This is a genomic window from Micromonospora sp. CNZ295 (assembly GCF_004217535.1).
Window position 1 is genome coordinate 3,630,350 of record NZ_SHKZ01000001.1, and the last position, 18,007, is coordinate 3,648,356.

Annotated in this window: 13 protein-coding genes; 10 read left to right on the top strand and 3 right to left on the bottom strand. The window is 73.8% G+C overall.

The features are described from left to right. Positions 1-2 precede the first annotated feature (2 nt). Positions 3-1,301 carry an ABC transporter substrate-binding protein gene (locus tag EV376_RS17145; protein ID WP_130324463.1) on the top strand — a complete coding sequence of 433 codons (1,299 nt, stop codon included), beginning with the start codon at positions 3-5 and terminating at the stop codon, positions 1,299-1,301. A gap of 58 nt (positions 1,302-1,359) precedes the next feature. Here EV376_RS17145 and EV376_RS17150 read toward each other — a convergent pair whose 3' ends face one another. Then, positions 1,360-3,576 (bottom strand): glycoside hydrolase family 43 protein, encoded by a 2,217-nt coding sequence (locus EV376_RS17150; protein WP_130324465.1) that lies wholly within the window; start codon positions 3,574-3,576, stop codon positions 1,360-1,362. Between the two features lie 274 nt (positions 3,577-3,850). On the opposite strand from EV376_RS17150, the gene EV376_RS17155 reads away from it, so the two are divergent. The 4 genes from EV376_RS17155 (at position 3,851) to EV376_RS30920 (ending at position 8,565) form a co-directional block, all read left to right on the top strand. Then, positions 3,851-4,813 carry a DUF5715 family protein gene (locus tag EV376_RS17155; protein ID WP_130324467.1) on the top strand — a complete coding sequence of 321 codons (963 nt, stop codon included), beginning with the start codon at positions 3,851-3,853 and terminating at the stop codon, positions 4,811-4,813. Positions 4,814-4,817: 4 nt separating this feature from the next. After that, the gene (locus EV376_RS17160; protein ID WP_130324469.1) at positions 4,818-6,428 is read left to right on the top strand and encodes an asparagine synthase-related protein; all 1,611 of its coding nucleotides are present in this window, start codon (positions 4,818-4,820) and stop codon (positions 6,426-6,428) included. 51 nt (positions 6,429-6,479) lie between these two features. Continuing rightward, a complete protein-coding gene (locus EV376_RS17165; protein WP_130324471.1) occupies positions 6,480-7,304 on the top strand; it encodes a MerR family transcriptional regulator in 825 nt (274 codons plus the stop codon). Between the two features lie 601 nt (positions 7,305-7,905). Then, positions 7,906-8,565: a linear amide C-N hydrolase gene (locus EV376_RS30920; protein WP_486482668.1), complete on the top strand. Its 660-nt coding sequence runs from the start codon at positions 7,906-7,908 to the stop codon at positions 8,563-8,565. Between the two features lie 59 nt (positions 8,566-8,624). Here the strand turns inward: EV376_RS30920 and EV376_RS17175 are convergent, their stop codons facing one another. Both EV376_RS17175 and EV376_RS17180 read right to left on the bottom strand, forming a co-directional pair. Then, positions 8,625-10,055 carry an LVIVD repeat-containing protein gene (locus tag EV376_RS17175; RefSeq protein ID WP_130324473.1) on the bottom strand — a complete coding sequence of 477 codons (1,431 nt, stop codon included), beginning with the start codon at positions 10,053-10,055 and terminating at the stop codon, positions 8,625-8,627. Positions 10,056-10,198: 143 nt separating this feature from the next. Continuing rightward, entirely contained in the window at positions 10,199-11,626 is a 1,428-nt protein-coding gene (locus EV376_RS17180; protein WP_130324475.1) for an LVIVD repeat-containing protein, read from the bottom strand. Between the two features lie 140 nt (positions 11,627-11,766). Between EV376_RS17180 and EV376_RS17185 the strand changes: the two genes are divergently transcribed. From EV376_RS17185 to EV376_RS17205, 5 genes are all read left to right on the top strand, one after another. Beyond that, positions 11,767-12,450 (top strand): DUF305 domain-containing protein, encoded by a 684-nt coding sequence (locus EV376_RS17185; protein ID WP_130324477.1) that lies wholly within the window; start codon positions 11,767-11,769, stop codon positions 12,448-12,450. A 28-nt stretch (positions 12,451-12,478) separates the two neighbouring features. Then, positions 12,479-13,708, top strand: a complete 1,230-nt coding sequence (locus EV376_RS17190; protein WP_130324479.1) for a sensor histidine kinase — start codon at positions 12,479-12,481, stop codon at positions 13,706-13,708. Positions 13,709-13,784: 76 nt separating this feature from the next. Further along, positions 13,785-14,450: a response regulator transcription factor gene (locus EV376_RS17195; RefSeq protein WP_130324481.1), complete on the top strand. Its 666-nt coding sequence runs from the start codon at positions 13,785-13,787 to the stop codon at positions 14,448-14,450. Between the two features lie 146 nt (positions 14,451-14,596). After that, on the top strand, positions 14,597-15,385 hold the full coding sequence (locus tag EV376_RS17200; RefSeq protein ID WP_130324483.1) for an ABC transporter ATP-binding protein: 789 nt from the start codon (positions 14,597-14,599) through the stop codon (positions 15,383-15,385). After that, positions 15,382-17,865 (top strand): ABC transporter permease, encoded by a 2,484-nt coding sequence (locus tag EV376_RS17205; protein ID WP_130324485.1) that lies wholly within the window; start codon positions 15,382-15,384, stop codon positions 17,863-17,865. The genes EV376_RS17200 and EV376_RS17205 overlap by 4 nt, the downstream gene beginning before the upstream one ends. Positions 17,866-18,007: the final 142 nt, after the last annotated feature.

The window sequence follows — 18,007 nt, forward strand, 5'->3', positions numbered from 1 at the left end:
CCATGAGAAGAGCGACGTCACGGATCGCCCTGGGGGCGGCCGTGCTCCTGCTGGCCGGCAGCGTCACCGCCTGCCGGGGTGGTGACACCGAGACCGACGCCGCCGGCCTGAAGACCGACGTGGGCGTGACCGCCGAGCCGTGCCCGGAGGCGGTGGACAAGAACAAGGGCTGCATCTACCTGGGCATCATCTCCGACCTGACGGAGGGCCCCTTCCGGGCGCTCGCCGTGCCGATCACCGACGCGCAGAAGGCGTTCTGGAAGCGGGCCAACACGGCCGGCGGGATCGGCGACTACGAGGTGGACGTCACCCGGTACGTGCGCGACAACAAGTACAACCCACAGACCCACAACCAGGTCTACCAGGAGATCAAGCCGAACGTGCTGGCGCTGGCGCAGAGCCTCGGTTCGCCCACCACGGGCGCGATCCTGGGCGACATGAAAGCGAACAACGTGATCGCCGCGCCGGCCGCCTGGACCTCGGGGTACGCGTTCGAGGACGTGATCATCGAGTCCGGCGCCAACTACTGCATCGAGTCGATGAACGCCCTCGACTACGCGCGGGAGGCGTACAGCCCGAAGTCGGTGCTGGCGGTGCACCTGGCCGGCGACTACGGCGACGACGCCGCCGCCGGGGTGAAGCTCGGCGCCGAGGCGCTCGGCATGACGTTCACCGACGTCAAGACCGACTCGGGTGCGGACAAGCAGGCCGGTGCCATCCAGGCCATCCTCACCGGCAAGCCGGACCTGGTGGTGCTGACGATGGGCCCGGCGGACGCGGCCACGATCGTCGGCCAGGCCGCCGCCCGTGGTTTCGCCGGCCGGTTCATCGGCACGAGCCCGACCTGGAACCCGGCGCTGCTGCAGAGCCCGGCCGCCCCGGCGCTGCTGGCGAAGTACGAGCAGTCCGCGCCGTGGAACGCCTGGGCCACCGACACGCCGGGGCACCGGGCGCTGCGGGAGGCGTTCCCGGGCATCGCCCCGAACGACGGCTACACGGCCGGCTGGGTGTGGTCGTACCCGATGAAGGCGGCGCTGGAGAAGGCCGTCGCCGACGGTGACCTGACCCGGGCCGGGCTGCTGAAGGCGGTCAAGTCCCTGACCAAGGTCGACTACGAGGGCATGCTGCCCGACGGGGCCGGCAACTACGCCGCCGGGCCGAACGACGGTGCGGTGCGGGTGACCGCCATCTACAAACCGGACCAGGCCGCCCCGACCGGGGTCAGCCAGGTCCGGGACCTGTTCACCGGGCCGACCGCGGCGGCCTACACGCTCGACCGGCCCTGCTACGAGAAGCTCTGACGATGTGTCGGGAGGGGTCCCCGGAACAACGCCAGGCGTTGACCGGGGACCCTTCGTCTCACCGGAACCGGAGGTAGTCGAAGGTCGCCGTGACCGCGGGCTGGGAGCCGCCGTGGGCGACCAGGCCGATCCGCGGCGTGGTGTCGGCCGGGAACGTCCACACCGCACCCCAGGTCCACGAGCGACCGTCGCGGCTCGCGCCGGCGCGGAACTCGTATTCGCCGGTGGCCGGGTCCACCCGGTGGGCCAGCCGTAGCCAGGTGGTGGTGGCCGGGGTGCCGACGATGCTGCCGCCGTACACCGGCTGGCCGGCGAAGGGCAGTTCGTAGCCGTACTCGACCTGGCGGGTGTTCCAGATCGCCACCTGGGCGAGCCGGGCGAACCGGTCGTCGTCGACGTACGCGACGAGCCCGGCCTGCTGGTAGTTGCGGACGGTCTCCTCGCCGAGGTCGAGGGTCACCTTCGTCTCGACCACGTAGTCACCGGCCGGCGCGTCGCGCAGCAGGACGCCGGCAGTGCCGCCGGCGCCGACCAGGTCGCCGTCCTGCACCGGCCAGTGCAGGGCGCCACCGCCGACCGTGGCGGCCGGGTCCGGGCGGACCCACGTCCAGCGGCCGTCGAGCCCGTCGTCGAACTCGTCGGAGTAGCCCGGTGTCGGCGCGCCGGCCCGGGGCTCGGGCACGGTGCGGGTGACCGGCCGGTGCAGGCGGGCCACGCTGGCGTTGTCGAACTCCGCGTCGCCGCCGGCGGCGGTCAGGGCGAGCCGGGCCGCCACCGGGCGATCGAGGCGCAGCGCCACCGTGGCGAGCTGGTCGCCGAGGCGGGCCGGGCTCAGCTCGGCGACGAGCTGCCGGCCCCGTACCTCGACGGCGAGGTTGGCCGGGTCGGACGCCCGCCACCCGGCGGGCAGGGGCGCGGCGGCGACCCGCGTGCCGTCCCGGGCGACCAGGCGGCGGGTGGCCGCGTCCACGGTGACCTCCACCCGGTGGCCGAGCCGGAGCCCGGCGCTGGCCGCGTTCGCCACCCGCAGGTCGGTCTCCGCCCGGACGTCCCCGCCGAGGGTGCTGCGGCTGGTCAGCGTGCCGCTGCCGACCAGACGCCCGTCGACGGTCCGCCAGTGCCCGGCGCCCCGCCAGCCGGCGAGACCGGCGTCGAAGCGCTCGTCGAGGCGGCCGGTGGTGACCGGCGCCGGGCGGGGGCCGTCGGAGGGGCCGGCCCCGGCGTTCACCGTCGGCCAGCCGTCCACCCAGTCCAGCCGGTCGAGCAGCATCGGCCGCTCGTTGATGCCGAACGGCTCGTCCAGGTACGGGTCCGCCCGGTCGAGGCCGTGGTAGACGATCCAGTCCTGGCCGGACAGGTCGGTGAGGAATCCGTTGTGGCCGGTGCCGATCCAGCGGTTGCCGTTCTGGGTGAGCACCGGGGTGCCGCCGGCCCGGGAGGCGACCAGCGGCAGGCCGTCGCGGTCGACGAACGGGCCGCGCGGGCCGCGGGAGCGTCCGACGTGCACGGAGTAGCCGGTGGCCGGCCCGGCGCAGCAGTTGGCGGTGGACGCGAAGAGGTAGTACCAGCCGTCGTGCCGCAGCACGTAGCTGCCCTCGAACTTGTTGTCGATGGCGACCAGGGTCGGCTCGCCCACCGCGCGCAACCCGTCCGCCGAGAGCGCGGTGACCGAGACTCCGCCGTAGTAGCTGCCGTAGTAGAGGTAGTGGGTGCCGTCGAGGTCGGTGAACCCGCTCGGGTCGATGGTCCACAGCCAGCCGCCGCCCCCGCCGGGGCGGGGCGCGACGACGGGTTCGTCGGCGAAGGTCCACGGGCCGGTGGGGGAGGGCGCGGTCGCCGCGCCGATGGCGAAGTCCCCACCCTCGGGTGCGACGGTGGTGTCGGTGACCGTCACGTACATGACCCACCGGTCGCCGATCCGGCGCACGTCCGGCGCCCAGAAGCCGGCGCCGTCGGCGGCGTACGGCGGGCGCTGGTCGGCGCCGAAGGCGTCGCCCACGTACGTCCAGTCGACCAGGTCGGCCGAGCGGGCCATCGGCACCGGGTGGAACCGCTTTTCGCCCTCGCGCAGCGGGTCGGTGGTGCCGTACGCGTACCAGTAGCCGTCCTCGCCGCGCACGATTACCGGGTCGGCGAAGGTGTCGGCGAACCCGGCGGAGACCGGGTTCCGGTAGCGGTCGCCGGCGGCGGTGGCGGTGGCCGCGGTGGACGGCGCCGCGGCGACCAGCAGAGCGAGCACGGTGGCGAGCGCGCCGCCACGTCGGAGTCGTCTCATCAGACCTGCCTCGGGGGTGGGGAATGTCGACGAGGATCACTCCGTCCGTTTCTACAACGTTGGATACAACGATGTAAAGACTCGCCGACCTGGCCGGTGATGGACCACGCTGAGCCGGCTGTCCCCGGGCGACGCGGTTGGTCCCTCCCGGGCCGGGCTGAATTCGTGTGGGTGGGATAGGAGGATTGTTCGGACTCCTGCCGCTGCGCGTGATTACCGTGTCACGCAGGGTGACGTACGCCGTGATGCCGCGACGGGAGAGAGGACCCGACCAATGCGTGTGCCCAGCCGAAGCCCGGGACAGCAACCCGGTCCGTTCTCGCCCTCCGCCCCGCCCCGGCGACGCGTCTCCGCCCTGTCCCGGCGTGCCCCGGCCGTGGAGCCCGACCTCGACGCGTACCGGGCGGCCGTCGACGAACTGCTGATCGAGGTCGGCGCCCTCGCCGGTGCCCCCGGCACCGCGGCCCGCCAGGTGCTGATCGACCAGCGGCTGCGCGAGCCGGCCATCGCCGCGGTGCTGAACGCCACGCCGCAGGGCCTGGTCGGCGCCCGGGAGACGCTGCTGCTGGAGATGGCGCGGTACCAGCCGAACGAGCGCAGCTCGGCGGCGGACCTCACCGCCCTCGTCCGGATCTACCTGCTTTCGCGAATCGACGTGATGTGGTGGCGCGACGCGCCCACGTACCTCACCGACGAGCAGGTGAACGGCAGCCCCGACCTGGTCGACCTGGAGTGGCTGCGCCGGCGCGACCTGCTGCGCTTCCGCTACCAGGAGCAGCCGGCCACGCTGCTCGGCCGCGGGGTGCGGGCGCTGCGGCGCCGGCTCCGGCCCGCCGCCACCCCCCGCACGGCCGGCCTGCTGTTCCGCCGTGCCCGCCGGGAGGTCGTGGCGCTGCTCAACGACATCGGCCGGGAGTTCGCCGCCCGGACCCCGGTCGGCACGCCGCCGCTGTGGGTGACCAGCCTGGTCCGCAGCGCCGAGCACCAGCACCGGTTGCGGCGGCTGGGCTACTCGGCGATGGTGCCCAGCGGCCACTGCCTCGGCTGGGCGGTGGACGTGGAGCTGGAGTGGTTCGGCCGGTTCGGGGCCCGGGACACGCTGGCCGACCTGCTGCTCGCCCGGCAGCGGACCGGCGAGGTCAACGTCATCGACGAGGGGCAGGCCTGGCACCTGTGCCTCGCCCCGGGGGCACGCCGCCGGCTGCGGCGCGCGTACGAAGCCGAGATGGGGGTCTGAGCCGATGTGCGGCATCGCCGTCAGCCTCGGCCCGGAGGCCGATCCCGCCATCTTCCGGCGGATGCTCGCCACGCTGGACACCCGTGGCGAGGTGACCGAGACCCGGTACGAGAACGGCCTGCTCACCGGCGTACGCCGGCTGCGGGTGGTGGACCGCGAGCGGGCGGTCCAGCCCTGGGTCTCCGCCGACGAGCGCTGGGTGCTCTGCTACAACGGCGAGGTCTTCAACCACCACGAGCTGCGGGCGGAGCTGACCGCGCTCGGACACCGCTTCCGCAGCGTGAGCGACACCGAGGTGGTGCTCGCCGCGTACCTGCGCTGGGGCGAGGGGATGGTCTCCCGGCTGCGCGGCGAGTACGCGTTCGCCATCCTGGAGCGGGCCAGCGGCCGCGCCTACCTGGTCCGCGACCCGCTCGGCGTCAAGCCGCTGTACTGGACCCGGACCCCGGGCTGCCTGCACGTGGCGAGCGAGGTCAAGGCCCTGGTCGGCTTCGGCACGCCGATCGTCGAGGTACCGCCCGGACACCACGGCTGGGCGGACGCCGACCGGCCGGTCCGGCTGCGCCCGTACGTCGACCTGCTCTCCCTGGGTCAGGGACTGCCGACGGTGGACGACCCGGACGAGGCCGCCCTGCTCGTCCGTGCCGCCCTCACCGACAGCATCCGGGCCCGGGTGGACACCGACCTCACCGTGGGCGTGGTGCTCTCCGGCGGACTGGACAGCTCGCTGGCCCTGCTGCACGTACGCGAGATGCACCCGGACTGCGTCGCCGTCACCGTCGGCGTGCCGGAGAGCCCCGACCTCGCGTACGCGCGGCGGCTGGCCCGGGATCTCGGCGTGCCGCACGAGGTGGTGGAGCTGCGCCCGCGCGACATCCGGCTGGCGGAGATCCGGGAGGCCATCCGCATCTCGGAACTCACCGAGTACGGCGACATCATCAACGCGGTGGTCTCGGTGCCGCTGTTCCGCCGCGTGCGGGAGCTGGGCGTGAAGGTGGTGCTCACCGGCGACGGCTCGGACGAGCTGTTCGGCGGCTACCCCATGTACCACCAGGTCGGCCCCGAGGCGGCCCGCCGGCTCTTCCTCCACAAGATCCGCAACCTCTGCCGTACGGAGTTGCAGCGGGTCGACCGGGCGAGCATGGCGTACGGGGTGGAGGCCCGGGTGCCGTTCCTCGACCCGGCCGTGGTGGAGCTGGCGATGCGGCTGCCGGTCGGGTTGAAGATGCGCGAGGGCCAGGAGAAGTGGATCATCCGTCGGGCGTTCGCCGACCTGCTGCCCGACTACATCCGGCGGCGGCCGAAGAACCCGATGTCGTACTCCTCGGGCCTGCACGAGCGGGCCCGGCTCTACAAGCCGCTCTTCGCGCGGCTGCACCGCTGGTTCGGCTACGACCTGCTCGAGCCGGTGCGGCGCGACTTCGACAGCGTGCTGACCCGCTGCGGGAACGACCTGGACCGGGCGATCGCCGCCGGGCGGGCCCGCCGCGACTACACGCTCCTGGAGCACGCCCGGGACCTGGTGGGCGCGGCGAGGTGGAATGCGGTGCCGGTCGTCCGCCGGCTGGTCGGGCCGCGGCGGACCCGCGGGGACGGTGCGCCGCTGCCGGGGTGACACGGCCCTGGTTGACTCTGACACGGTGTCAGGGCCGACCGTGGAGGAACCATGTTCACCATCGGAGACTTCGCCCGGCTCGGTCGGGTGTCGGTACGCATGCTGCGCCACTACGACAGCATCGGCCTGCTCCGGCCGGCCGCCGTCGACCCGCACAGCGGGTACCGGTACTACACCGCCGAGCAGCTTCGCCGGCTCAACCGGGTGATCGCGCTCAAGGACCTCGGCCTCACCCTGGCCCAGGTGCAGGCGATCCTCGACGAGGTGCTGGACGTCGCCGAGCTGTGGGGCATGCTGCGGCTGCGCCGCGCCCAACTGGAGGCGCAGCTCGCGGCCGACACCGCCCGGCTGGCCGGGATCGAGGCGAGGCTCCGGGCCATCGAGACGGAGGGTCGCATGACCACCCAGGACGTCGTACTCAAGGAACTCCCGCCGGTCCGCGTCGCGGAGCTGACGGCCGTCGCCGCCGGCTACGAGACCGCCGACATCGGCCCGGTGATCCAGCCGCTCTACCCGGAGCTGTTCCGGCGGCTGGAGGCGGCGGGCGTGCCGCCGACCGGGCCGGGCCTGGCCTACTACGAGCCGGCCGGCGACGGCGAGAAGGTCGTCGTCCACGCCGGCGTCGGCGTGGCCGTCGACCCGGACCGGCTCCGGGACGTCGCGGTGGTCGACCTGCCGGCGGTGCCGGCCGCCGCGACCGTCATCCACCACGGGCCGATGGACGAGGTGGAGGGCACGATGCAGGTGCTCGCCCGGTGGATCGAGGAGAACGGCTGGCGAGCGGACGGCTACGCCCGCGAACTGTACGTCGAGTACTGCGCGGACGATCCGTCCGGCGGCGTGACCGAACTGCAGTTGCCGGTGCGCCGCCGCTGACGGGGGTGTCGGGTCCCGGCCCCGCCGGCCGGGACCGGCACGGCTCAGCCGGCGCGCGATCTCGTGCGGCTGGTCGACGAGGTGGCGGACACCGGTGGGACGGCAGCGGCGGCGGCCGGCGCCACCGTGGGGCAAGCCGGTGGACGGCCGGCGCTGTGCCCCGAGGCGATCCGCGGCCAGCTCGACCGGATTCACCGGTAACCGCTGACAACCGGCGGCGCGGGCCGGCGCGTCGAACGGGTATGCGGAGGAAGCTTCCGGGCGCCGGCGTCGCACTCCTGATCGCCGTCACCGCCTGTTCCACATCGTCCGCCCCGGCAGCGACGACCGGGCCGTCCGCGCCGGCGGGCGCCGCGACGACCGGGCTCCCGGGCGCGTCCCGTCAGGACGCCGGCGAGGTCACCCGGACCCTGGCCAGCCTGCGCCGGGTCGACGACCTTCCGCTGTACGAGATGACCTACGTCGGGGCGTACGACGCGACGGCCGGCACCGACGCGAGCCGCTCCGCCGAACCGTTCGGGTGTTCCCTCTTCGTGGCCGCGGGCGACCCGGCCCGGCCCCTGTTCGCGCGCAACTTCGACTGGGACCCAACCCGGCGCTGGTGCTGCGTACCGACCCGCCGGACGGGTACGCCTCGATCTCCCTGGTCGACATCTCGTACCTCGGGGTGGGCGCCGACCCCGCGGGCGACCGGCGGCTGCTCGACGCGCCGCTGCTGCCGTTCGACGGCATGAACGAGCGCGGTCTGGCGATCGGCCTGGCGGCCGACGACGGGGCGCGGGCGGACCCGGTACCCGGGCGGACGACCGTGGGGTCGGTCCGGATCCAGCGCCTCGTGCTGGACCGGGCGGCCACCGTCGATGAGGCGGTCGCCGTCTTCCGCCGGCACAACCTGGACTTCTCGGGCGGCCCGCCACTGCACTATTTGATCGCCGACGCGACCGGGGCGAGCGCCGTGGTCGAGTTCGTGGACGGCCGGATGCGGGTGGAGCAGGGGCACACCGCCTGGCGCGCGCTGACCAACGAGCCGGTCGTCGGCGTGCCCGAGCAGCGCCGCCGCGCCGACCACCGGTACGGCCGGATCGCCGCCGCCCTGGACGGGGCCGGCGGTGCGGTCGACGTCGCGGCGGCGGCGCGCCTGCTCACCGAGGTGCGCCAGGCGCACACCCGGTGGTCGGTCGGCTACGACCTGCGCGGTGGCGAGATCCGGTTGACCACGGCGGCGGGCGGCGCGCGGGCGTACCGGGTGTCGACGGCCTGACCGCGACACGACCCGGGCCCGGCCCCGCGCGGGAGGAGCCGGGCCCGGTGGTGCGGTGGTCAGCCGAGGTAGCTGGGCTGGGTCTGCACGTTCAGCTCCCGGTAGCGGACCAGGTTCGCTGTCCACGTACGCCAGTCGGTGAGCTTGAGGACGTCCAGGCCCTTCGCGATGTCGTTGGAGTAGATGTAGCCGTTGTACCAGTACGCGGACCAGCTGCCGCCGCCGACGAGGCGCTCCGCGTTGAGCGGTCCCCGCTCCCAGTACGCGATCTCCCGCGGGTTGGCCGAATCGGTGAAGTCCCAGACCGAGATGCCGCCCTGGTACCAGGCCTGGACCATGATGTCCCGTCCGAACACCGGCACCAGCGAGCCGTTGTGCGCCACGCAGTTCTCGGTGTCGGCGTTGGCCCGGGGGATCTTGAAGTAGCTGCGGAAGACCATCGCGCGGTTGTTGCCGCGCCCGACGATGTCGTAGATCGCGTCGGCGCCGCGGTTCGGCCCGACGGTCTCGTTGCAGGTGGCGGCGCCGCCGCCGCCGAGCTCGTCGGTGAAGACCACCTTGGTGCCGGCGTTGTTGAACGTGGCCGAGTGCCAGAACGCGAAGTTCTCCGTGTCCCGGACCCGGTTGATGATCCGGGGTGCCTCCCGGTTCGAGATGTCCATCAGGATGCCGTCGCCCATGCAGGCCCCGGCGGCAAGGTTCCGGCTGGGGTAGACGGTGATGTCGTGGCAGCCGCTGGTGGCGGACTTCTGCCCCGGCACGCCCGCGAAGCCGCCGTCGGGGAAGAGGTTCGGCACGGCCACCACGGCCGCGTCGGTGGGCGACTTCACCGGCACCTTGATGATGGAGATGGAGTCGTGCGGCTGCGGGCAACCGACGTACGTGTCGGAGGGGCCGTACGAGGAGACGTAGACGTACACCGTCTTGTGGTTCTTGCCCGGCACCAGGGTGTGGGTGTGCGAGCCGCAGGCGGTCTGCACGCTCTTGACGTAGCGCGGGTTGGCCTTGTCCCGGATGTCGAAGATCTTGATGCCCTCCCACCGGGTCTCGCTCGACGGCACCGCGGTGCTGGCGCAGGAGTCGTCGCTGCGGGGCGAGTCGGTGGAGAGGAAGAGCAGGTCACCGTGGACGGAGATGTCGTTCTGCGACCCCGGGCAGAGCACGCGCGACACGACGGTCGGCGCGGCCGGCCTCGAGACGTCGTAGATGACGAAGCCGTTGTAGTTGCCGGCGAACGCGTACCGGCCCTGGAAGGCGAGGTCGCTGTTCGTCGCGTCGAGCGGGGCCTCCTTCGGCAGGCTGGCGACCTGCGTGAGGTTGGGACTGCTCCGGATCTCGTCGACGCCCGGGATGGTGTCGGCGGTGCCGGACGGGGCCGCCACCCCGGCGCTGCCGGGTGCGGCGCCGACCAGGCTGGCGACGAGGAGGCCGGCCGTGGCCAGGCTCAGGGTGGCGAGCCGTCGGGACCGCGGCGTGCGGAATCTGATCATCGGCGGCGCCCTTCGCAAGGGGATGATGACTGGTCACACCTTACCGCCGACTGATTGTCATCGATAGGTCCAAGCGTGGTCGGGGCCCGGCCTTCCGGGGAAGGCCGGGCCCCGGGGGCGCTCGGGTCAGCTCCGCCCGAACGTCAGTAGCTCGGTTGGGTCTGGACGTTGAGCCGCGTGTAGTGGTGGGTCTTCGCGCCCGGGATCGACGACTCGTCGATCTTCAGGACGTCGAAGCCCTTCTGGATGTCGCTGGAGTAGACGTGGCCGTTGTAGTAGTACGCGGACCACGAGCCGCCGAGGATCAGCTGGGTGTCGGAGAGCGGGCCCCGCTCCCAGAAACCGATCTCCTTCGGCTGCGCCGAGTCGGTGAAGTCCCAGACCGAGATGCCACCCTGGTACCAGGCCTGGACCATAATGTCGCGGCCGGGCACCGGGATCAGCGAGCCGTTGTGGGCGACGCAGTTCTCGGTGTTGGCGTTCTCCCGCGGGATCTTGTAGTAGCTGCGGAAGACCAGTTTCCCGTCGACGATGTCGTAGACGGCGTTCGCGCCCCGGTTCGGCCCGACGGCCACGTTGCAGGTCGCCGCGCCGCCGCCACCGAGCTCGTCGGTGAAGACGACCTTGGTGCCGGTGTTGTTGAACGTGGCCGAGTGCCAGAACGCGAAGTTCACCGTGTCGCGGACCCCGTGGACGACCCGGGGGGCCTCCCGGTCGGAGATGTCCATCAGGATTCCGTCACCCATGCAGGCGCCGGCCGCCAGGTCCTTCTCCGGGAACACCGTGATGTCGTGGCAGCCGCTGGTGTTCTGGTAACCACCGTCGGGGAAGAGGTTCGGCGTGGCCACGACGGCCGCGTCGGTCGGCGACTTCACCGGCACCTTCACGATCGAGATCGAGTCGTGCGGCGGCTGGCAGTCCGGGAAGGACGCCGACGGGCTGTACGACGAGACGTACAGGTAGACGGTCTGCTTGTCCTTGCCCGGCACCAGGGTGTGGGTGTGCGACCCGCAGTTCGTCTCGACGGACTTGATGTACCGCGGCTTCACCGGGTTGCTGACATCGAAGATCTTCATGCCCTCCCACGAGTCCTTCTCCCGGGCGGACTGCGACGTGCTCGCGCACGAGTCGTCGCTCCGCGAGGAGTCGGTGGAGAGGAAGAGCAGGTTGCCGTAGACCGAGATGTCGTTCTGCGAACCCGGGCAGTGCACCGTCGACATGATCTTCGGTGCCGCCGCGTTCGCGATGTTGTAGATGGTGAAGCCCTCGTAGTTGCCGACATACGCGAACGGTCCCTGGAACGCGATGTCGGTGCCGTACGCCGACATGGTGTCGAACGGGGCCTGCTTCGGCAGGCTGGCGATCTGCCGGATGTTGGGGCTGCTGGCGACCTCGTCCACCGCGAGCTGGGCGGCGGCGGAGTCCACAGTGGCGCCCCGGTCGACGGTGGCCTCGACCGGCGCCGCCGAAGCGCCGGTCGGGACGCCCGCGACGGTTGCCACGAGGAGGCCGGTGGCGGCGATGCCGGCGAGGCGGCGCCAGGCCGGTCTGGATGAGGTGGATCTGATCATCGGCGAGTCCCTTCGTAAGGGGATGATGATTCAGGTCACATTACTGTTTGCTTGAGCAACATCGATGTGACCCAGGTCACATTTTTCGATCGTCGCCAATGGATACGATCGCCACGACCTCGACCTGCAGGGGGTGTCGGATGACCGTCCGAGGCAGATGGGTGCTGGCGACCGTCACAACGGTTGCCCTCCTGCTGATCGTCGCCACCGTGCTGCTCCGGTCGGGGTCGGAGGCGGACCGCACGCCACCCGAGCCGAAGGCCGCGACCCCGTCGAGCGGCGGCGCCGGCCCGTCGGTCATCGTGCCCGGCCGCCCGGGGGAGTCCGCCCAGGTCCGTCCCGCCGAGGAGGTACGCGCGACCGCGTCGCCGACCCACAACTCGCTGGACGCCTGGTACGTGCGGATGATGATCCCGCACCACGAGCAGGCCCTGGAGATGGCCGCGCTCGCCCCGGAACGGGCCGCCGACCCGAAGGTGAGGGCCCTGGCCGACCGGATCCGGGCGGCGCAGGCACCCGAGATCGGCGTCATGCGGGCCTGGCTGCAGGCCCGGAACCTCTCCGCCGACGTCGCCGGGCACGACCACGGCACCATGCGGGGCATGCAGTCGCCCGAGGCGATGCGGCGACTCGCCGACGCCCGCGGCGCCGAGTTCGACCGGCTCTTCGTGCAGATGATGAGCGAACACCACGCCGGCGCCGTCGAGATGTCGAGCAACCTGCTGAAGGTGGGCGCCGAGCCGATCCTCCAGGAGTTCGCCAACTCGGTCGCCGTCGAGCAGCACGTCGAGATCAACCGGATGCGGGAGCTCCTCGGTTCCTGACCGGCCCGGTCACCGGCGCGTACCCTGGGTGACCGTGAACCGGACGATCTTCGGCCGCCCGCTGCGTGGCGTCGCCTTCGACCTCTTCGTCTCCGGTGCCGTGCTGCTCCTCGGCCTCGCCGGGGCGGTGGCCCAGCCGGGCGGCTGGCTGGCCACCCTGGTCGGCGTCGGGATGGCCGTTGCGCTGCTGTTCCGCCGCACCCACCCGTCCGCCGTCGCCGCCGTCGTGGCCGTGCTCGCCCTGGTGCAGGTGGTCGCCGGGTGGGGGCCACTGCCGTACGACATCGCCGTGCTCGTCGCCCTCTACAGCGTGGTCAAGTACGCCGAGCGGCTCCGCGACGGCGTGCTGGCCGGCCTGGCCGCCGCGGTCGGCGTGGTGCTGGCCTCCCTCCAGACCGAGGGTCCCGTCTGGTGGGCCAGCGCCATCTACCTCGGGCTGGTCACCGGGGCGGTCTGGCTGGTCGGGCTCAACGTGCGTACCCGCCGGCTCTACGTGCTCAGCCTGGAGGAGCGGGCCGCGACCCTGGAGCGCGAACGGGAGGCCGAGGCGCGCGCCGCCGTGGCCGGCGAGCGCGCCCGGATCGCCCGGGAACTGCACGACGTCGTCGCGCACAGCATGGCCGTGATGATCGTCCAGGCCGACGGTGCCCGCTTCACGATCGACCGCGACCCGGCGGCCGCCCGCGACGCCGTCAAGGTGGTCGCCGACACCGGCCGCCAGGCGCTCGAGGAGATGCGCCGGCTGGTCGGCGTACTCCGGGAGCCGAGCCCGCCGGCGACGGCGGCCGGGCCCGAGGCGGCGGTCGGCCCGGATGGCGCGGTGGTCGAGCCCGCGCACCGCCGCCCGGCCCTCGCCGAGCTGCCCGCCCTGCTGGACCGCTTCTCCGACGCCGGCCTGCGGGTGCGCTGGACCGTCGCCGGCGAGCCCGCGCCGCTGCCACCCGGCCTGGAACTGACCGTCTACCGGGTGCTGCAGGAGGCGCTCACCAACGCGCTCAAGCACGCCGGGGTGGGCGCGACCGTCGAGGTCACCCTCGAACACACCGCCGGCGCCGTCGGCGTGCGGGTGGTGGACGACGGTCGTGGCCGGCCGCCGGTGCGGCCCGCGCCGTCCGGCGGGCACGGCCTGGTCGGCATGCGGGAGCGGGTCGGCGTGTACGACGGGCAGCTCACCGCCGGCCCCCGGCTCGCCGGCGGCTGGCAGGTCCAGGCGCGGCTGCCGCTGCCCGCGGCGACCACCGAGGCGGTGGCGGCATGAGCGGGCTGGTCGAGCGGACCATCAGGCACGGCACCGTGGCGCGTCGGGTCGCCGCCGGGCGCGGCGAGGTGACGGCGTGACCGTCCGGGTGGTGATCGTCGACGACCAGGCGCTGGTCCGGGCCGGCTTCCGGATGGTGCTTGACTCCCAGCCCGACCTGGAGGTGGTCGGCGAGGCCATCGACGGGGCCGACGCGCTGCGCGTGCTGGCCCGCGTCGAGGCCGACGTGGTGGTGATGGACCTGCGGATGCCCACCATGGACGGCGTGGAGGCGACCCGCCGGCTGTGTGCCGGCCGGCCCCCGGGGCCGCCGCGCGTGCTGGTGCTCACCACCTTCGACACCGAGGCGGACGCGTTCGCCGCGCTGCGCGCGGGAGCCAGCGGGTTCCTGCTCAAGAACGTCCCGCCCGAGGAACTGCTCACCGCGATCCGGGTGGTCGCCCACGGCGACTCGGTGGTGGCGCCACCGATCACCCGCCGGCTGCTCGACCGGTTCGCCGGCCAGCTCGGGCCCGGCCCCGCCGAGGACCCGCGCCTGGCCCAGCTCACCGACCGGGAACGGGAGGTCCTGCTGCTGGTGGCCCAGGGCCTGTCCAACGCCGAGATCGCCGACCGGATGCACGTGGCCGAGGCGACCGTGAAGACCCACGTCGGGCGGATCCTGGCGAAGCTGCGGCTCCGCGACCGGGTCCAGGCGGTGGTGCTGGCGTACGAGAGCGGCCTCGTCACCCCCGGCGGCTGACCCGGCGTACGCCTCAGGTCGTACCCGCCCGCCCCGCCGCACCGCCCCGGGGGGCAGCGGGGTCGAGCGTGCGGGTGGACGCCGCCCCGCCGGGTGCGCCCATAGCGTCGGAGACGTTCCGTTTCCGATCGTCACGGGGAGCACGCATGCCCGTCGCACCGCCCGCGCCCGCCACCGCCGGGGTCGCGGTGACCGCCCACGGCCTGACCCGCCGCTACGGCACCGGCCCGGCCGCCGTCGTCGCCCTCGACGGCGTCGACGTCGACTTCGCCGCCGGGGCGTTCACCGCCATCATGGGCCCGTCCGGCTCCGGCAAGTCGACCCTGCTGCACTGCCTCGCCGGCCTGGACCGCCCGGACGCGGGGACGGTACGGGTCGGCGACGCCGACCTCGGCCGCCTCGACGACCGGGGACTCACCCTGCTGCGACGGGACCGGATCGGGTTCGTCTTCCAGTCGTTCAACCTGCTGCCGGCGCTCACCGCCGAGGAGAACGTCGTCCTGCCGATGTCGATCGCCGGGCGGCGCCCCGACCCGGCCTGGCTGCGCCAGGTGGTCGCCGCCGTCGGACTCGGCGACCGGCTGCGACACCGCCCGGCCGAGCTGTCCGGCGGGCAGCAGCAGCGGGTGGCGGTGGCCCGCGCCATCGTCACGAAGCCGTGGGTGATCTTCGCCGACGAGCCCACCGGCAACCTCGACTCCCGCTCCGGCGCGGAGGTCCTGCGGCTGCTCCGCGAGGCCGTCGACACCCTCGGCCATACCGTGGTCATGGTGACCCACGACCCGGTCGCCGCGAGCCACGCCGACCGGGTGGTGTTCCTGGCCGACGGCCGGTTCGTGCGGGACCTCACCGAGCCGACCGCCGAGCGGGTGCTCGACGCACTGGCCGGCCTCGACCCGGCCCGGCACCCCGGCGACCCGGCGGTGGTCCGGTGATCCGGCTGACCCTGCGCTCGCTGCGGGCGGAGGCGCTGCGCCTGCTGCTGTCCGCCCTGGCCGTCGTGCTCGGCGTCGCGTTCGTCGCCGGCACGCTGATGTTCGTCGACGGCATGCGGGCCGGCGCGTACGACCGGGCGGGCGCCTTCGACCGCCACACCGACCTCGGCGTCTACCCGGCCGGCGAGAAATCGCTGCCGGCCGCGCTGGTCGAGCGGGTCCGCGCCGTGCCCGGCGTGGCCGCCGCCGAGGGGGAACTGCTCGGCTCCGGAGGTGTCGTCGGGTCCGACGGCCGGCCGGTGCTCGGCTACGCGGTGCTCGCCGCGATCCCCACCGACCCGGTGCTCCAGTCGTACGACGTGGTGGCCGGCCGGCTGCCCGAACGGCCCGGTGAGGTGGTCCTCGACGCGCCGACCGTGGCCGCGGAGGGCTTCACCCTCGGCGCCCCGGTCCAGGTCGGCGGCGCGAGCGGCGCCGCTCGCCCGTACACCCTCGTCGGCACCGTCGACGTGGACGGCACCCCGCGGGACGTCGGCGGCCCGTTCATCGGACTGGCCGGCGCGGACGCGCTCGCCGTGACCGGGCAGCGCGGCTACGACCGGATCCTGGTCGCCGCCGCGCCCGGTGCGGACCACCCGGCCCTGGCTGACGCCGTGGCGGCCGTCGCCGGTCCCGCCACGACCGTGCAGGCCCGGGACCGCATCCTCGACGAGGCGGTCGAGGACGCCGTGCGCGACCTGGACCAGTTCAACCTCGTCCTGCTCACCTTCGCGGCCGTGGCGGTCGTGGTGGCCGGCTTCGTCATCGCGAACACCTTCGCGATCGTCCTGGCCCAGCGGACCCGCCGGACCGCGCTGCTGCGGCTCGTCGGCGCCACCCGGGGCCAGTTGTTCCGGGCCGCGGTGCTGGAGGCCGCCCTGGTCGGGCTGGCCGCCTCGGCGGCCGGCGTACTGCTCGGCGCGGGACTGGCCGGCGGCCTGAACCAGCTGATGTCCCGGCTCGACGCGCCCGTGCCCGGCGGGCTGACCGTCACCGTCACCACCGTGCTGGCCAGCCTCGCGCTGGGTACGGCGGTCACCGTGGGCGCCGCCCTCGCACCGGCCTGGCGGGGCACCCGCGTCGCCCCGGTGGCGGCGCTGACCGACGCGGCGGTCCAGCCGACCCGGCGGGCCGGGCGGTTCCGGCTGGCCGCCGGCGCGCTGGTCCTGGCCGCCGGGACCGCCGCGCTGCTCGGCGCCGCTCCCATGGCCCAGGTCCCGCTGGTCGCCGCCGGCGGAGTGCTCGCCTTCTTCGGCATCGTCCTGTTCGGGCCGGTCCTGGTCCCCGCGCTGGTGCGGGCGTTCGGCCTGCCGGCCCGGCGGCTGCTCGGCGCGACCGCCGCCCTGGCGGTGGCGAACGCCGTCCGCAACCCTCGCCGGATCGCCGCGACCGCCACCGCCCTGGTCCTCGGCATCGGTCTGGTCTCCGCGTTCGTGGTCGGCGCGCAGAGCGCCAAGGTGAGCATCGAGCGCGGCGTGGACCACGAGATCGGCGTCGACTGGCTGGTCACCGGCATCGGCGGAAGCCTGCCGGCGACGGTCGTGGGGGAACTGCGTTCCCGGCCCGAACTCGCGATCGTCCACGAGCAGCGCAGCGCCGTCTGGTCCGATCTGGAGATCCGGGCCGCGCACCCCGCCCTGGTCGGCCGGACCCTGACCGGCGTGCGGGCGGGCGACCCGGACCTCCTCGGGCCGGGCACGGCGCTCGTCGGCGGTGAACTGGCCGCCGAGCGCGGCTGGACGCCCGGCACCACCATCACCGTCCGCGACCGGCCGCTGCGGGTGGCCGCGGTGGTCACCGACGACGGGCCCGCGCGGACCGGCGGCCCGGTGCCCGCGGGGCACGTCGTGCACGTGGTCGACGCCGACTTCGCCGCCCTCTTCCCCGCCGAGCGGGGCTACCTCGCCGAGATCGAGCCGGCCGCCGGTGTCGGCCCGGACCAGGCCCGGGCGGCGATCGAGGCGGTGGTCACCCGCTACCCGACGGTCAACCTGATGGACCAGGGCGCGTACAAGAAGATGCTCACCGGCACGGTGGACATGCTGCTGGCCATCGTCACCGGGCTGCTCGGCCTGGCCGTGGTGATCGCGCTGGTCGGGGTCGCGAACACGCTCACCCTGTCGGTGGTCGAGCGCACCCGGGAGAACGCCGTGCTCCGCGCGGTCGGGCTGACCCGGGGCCGGATGCGGCTGATGCTGGCGGTCGAGGCGGTGCTGACCGCGTTGGTCGGAGCCGTGCTCGGTGTGGGGTTGGGCACGGCGGTGAGCGCGGCGGCGATGGCCCTGCTGGGCCGGCTCAGTGGTGAGTTCGTGGTGGTGCTGCCCCTGGGCCGGCTCGGCCTGGTGCTCGGTGTGGCGGTGCTCGCCGCGCTGGCCGCCTCGGTGCTGCCCGCCCGGCGGGCGCTGTCCCGGCCGGTCGTGGCGGCGCTCGGCGCGCAGTGAGACCACCTCTGCGGGACCTGATCCCGGCGCTGCCCGGCCCGCCAGGGCGGCGGGCCGGGTAGCGCCACAGCTGGCAGACCGGCAGCGCACGAGCCGCCCGGGCGGCGGCGGATGCCGGGCGCGGTGCCGGGTCGGTGTCGTC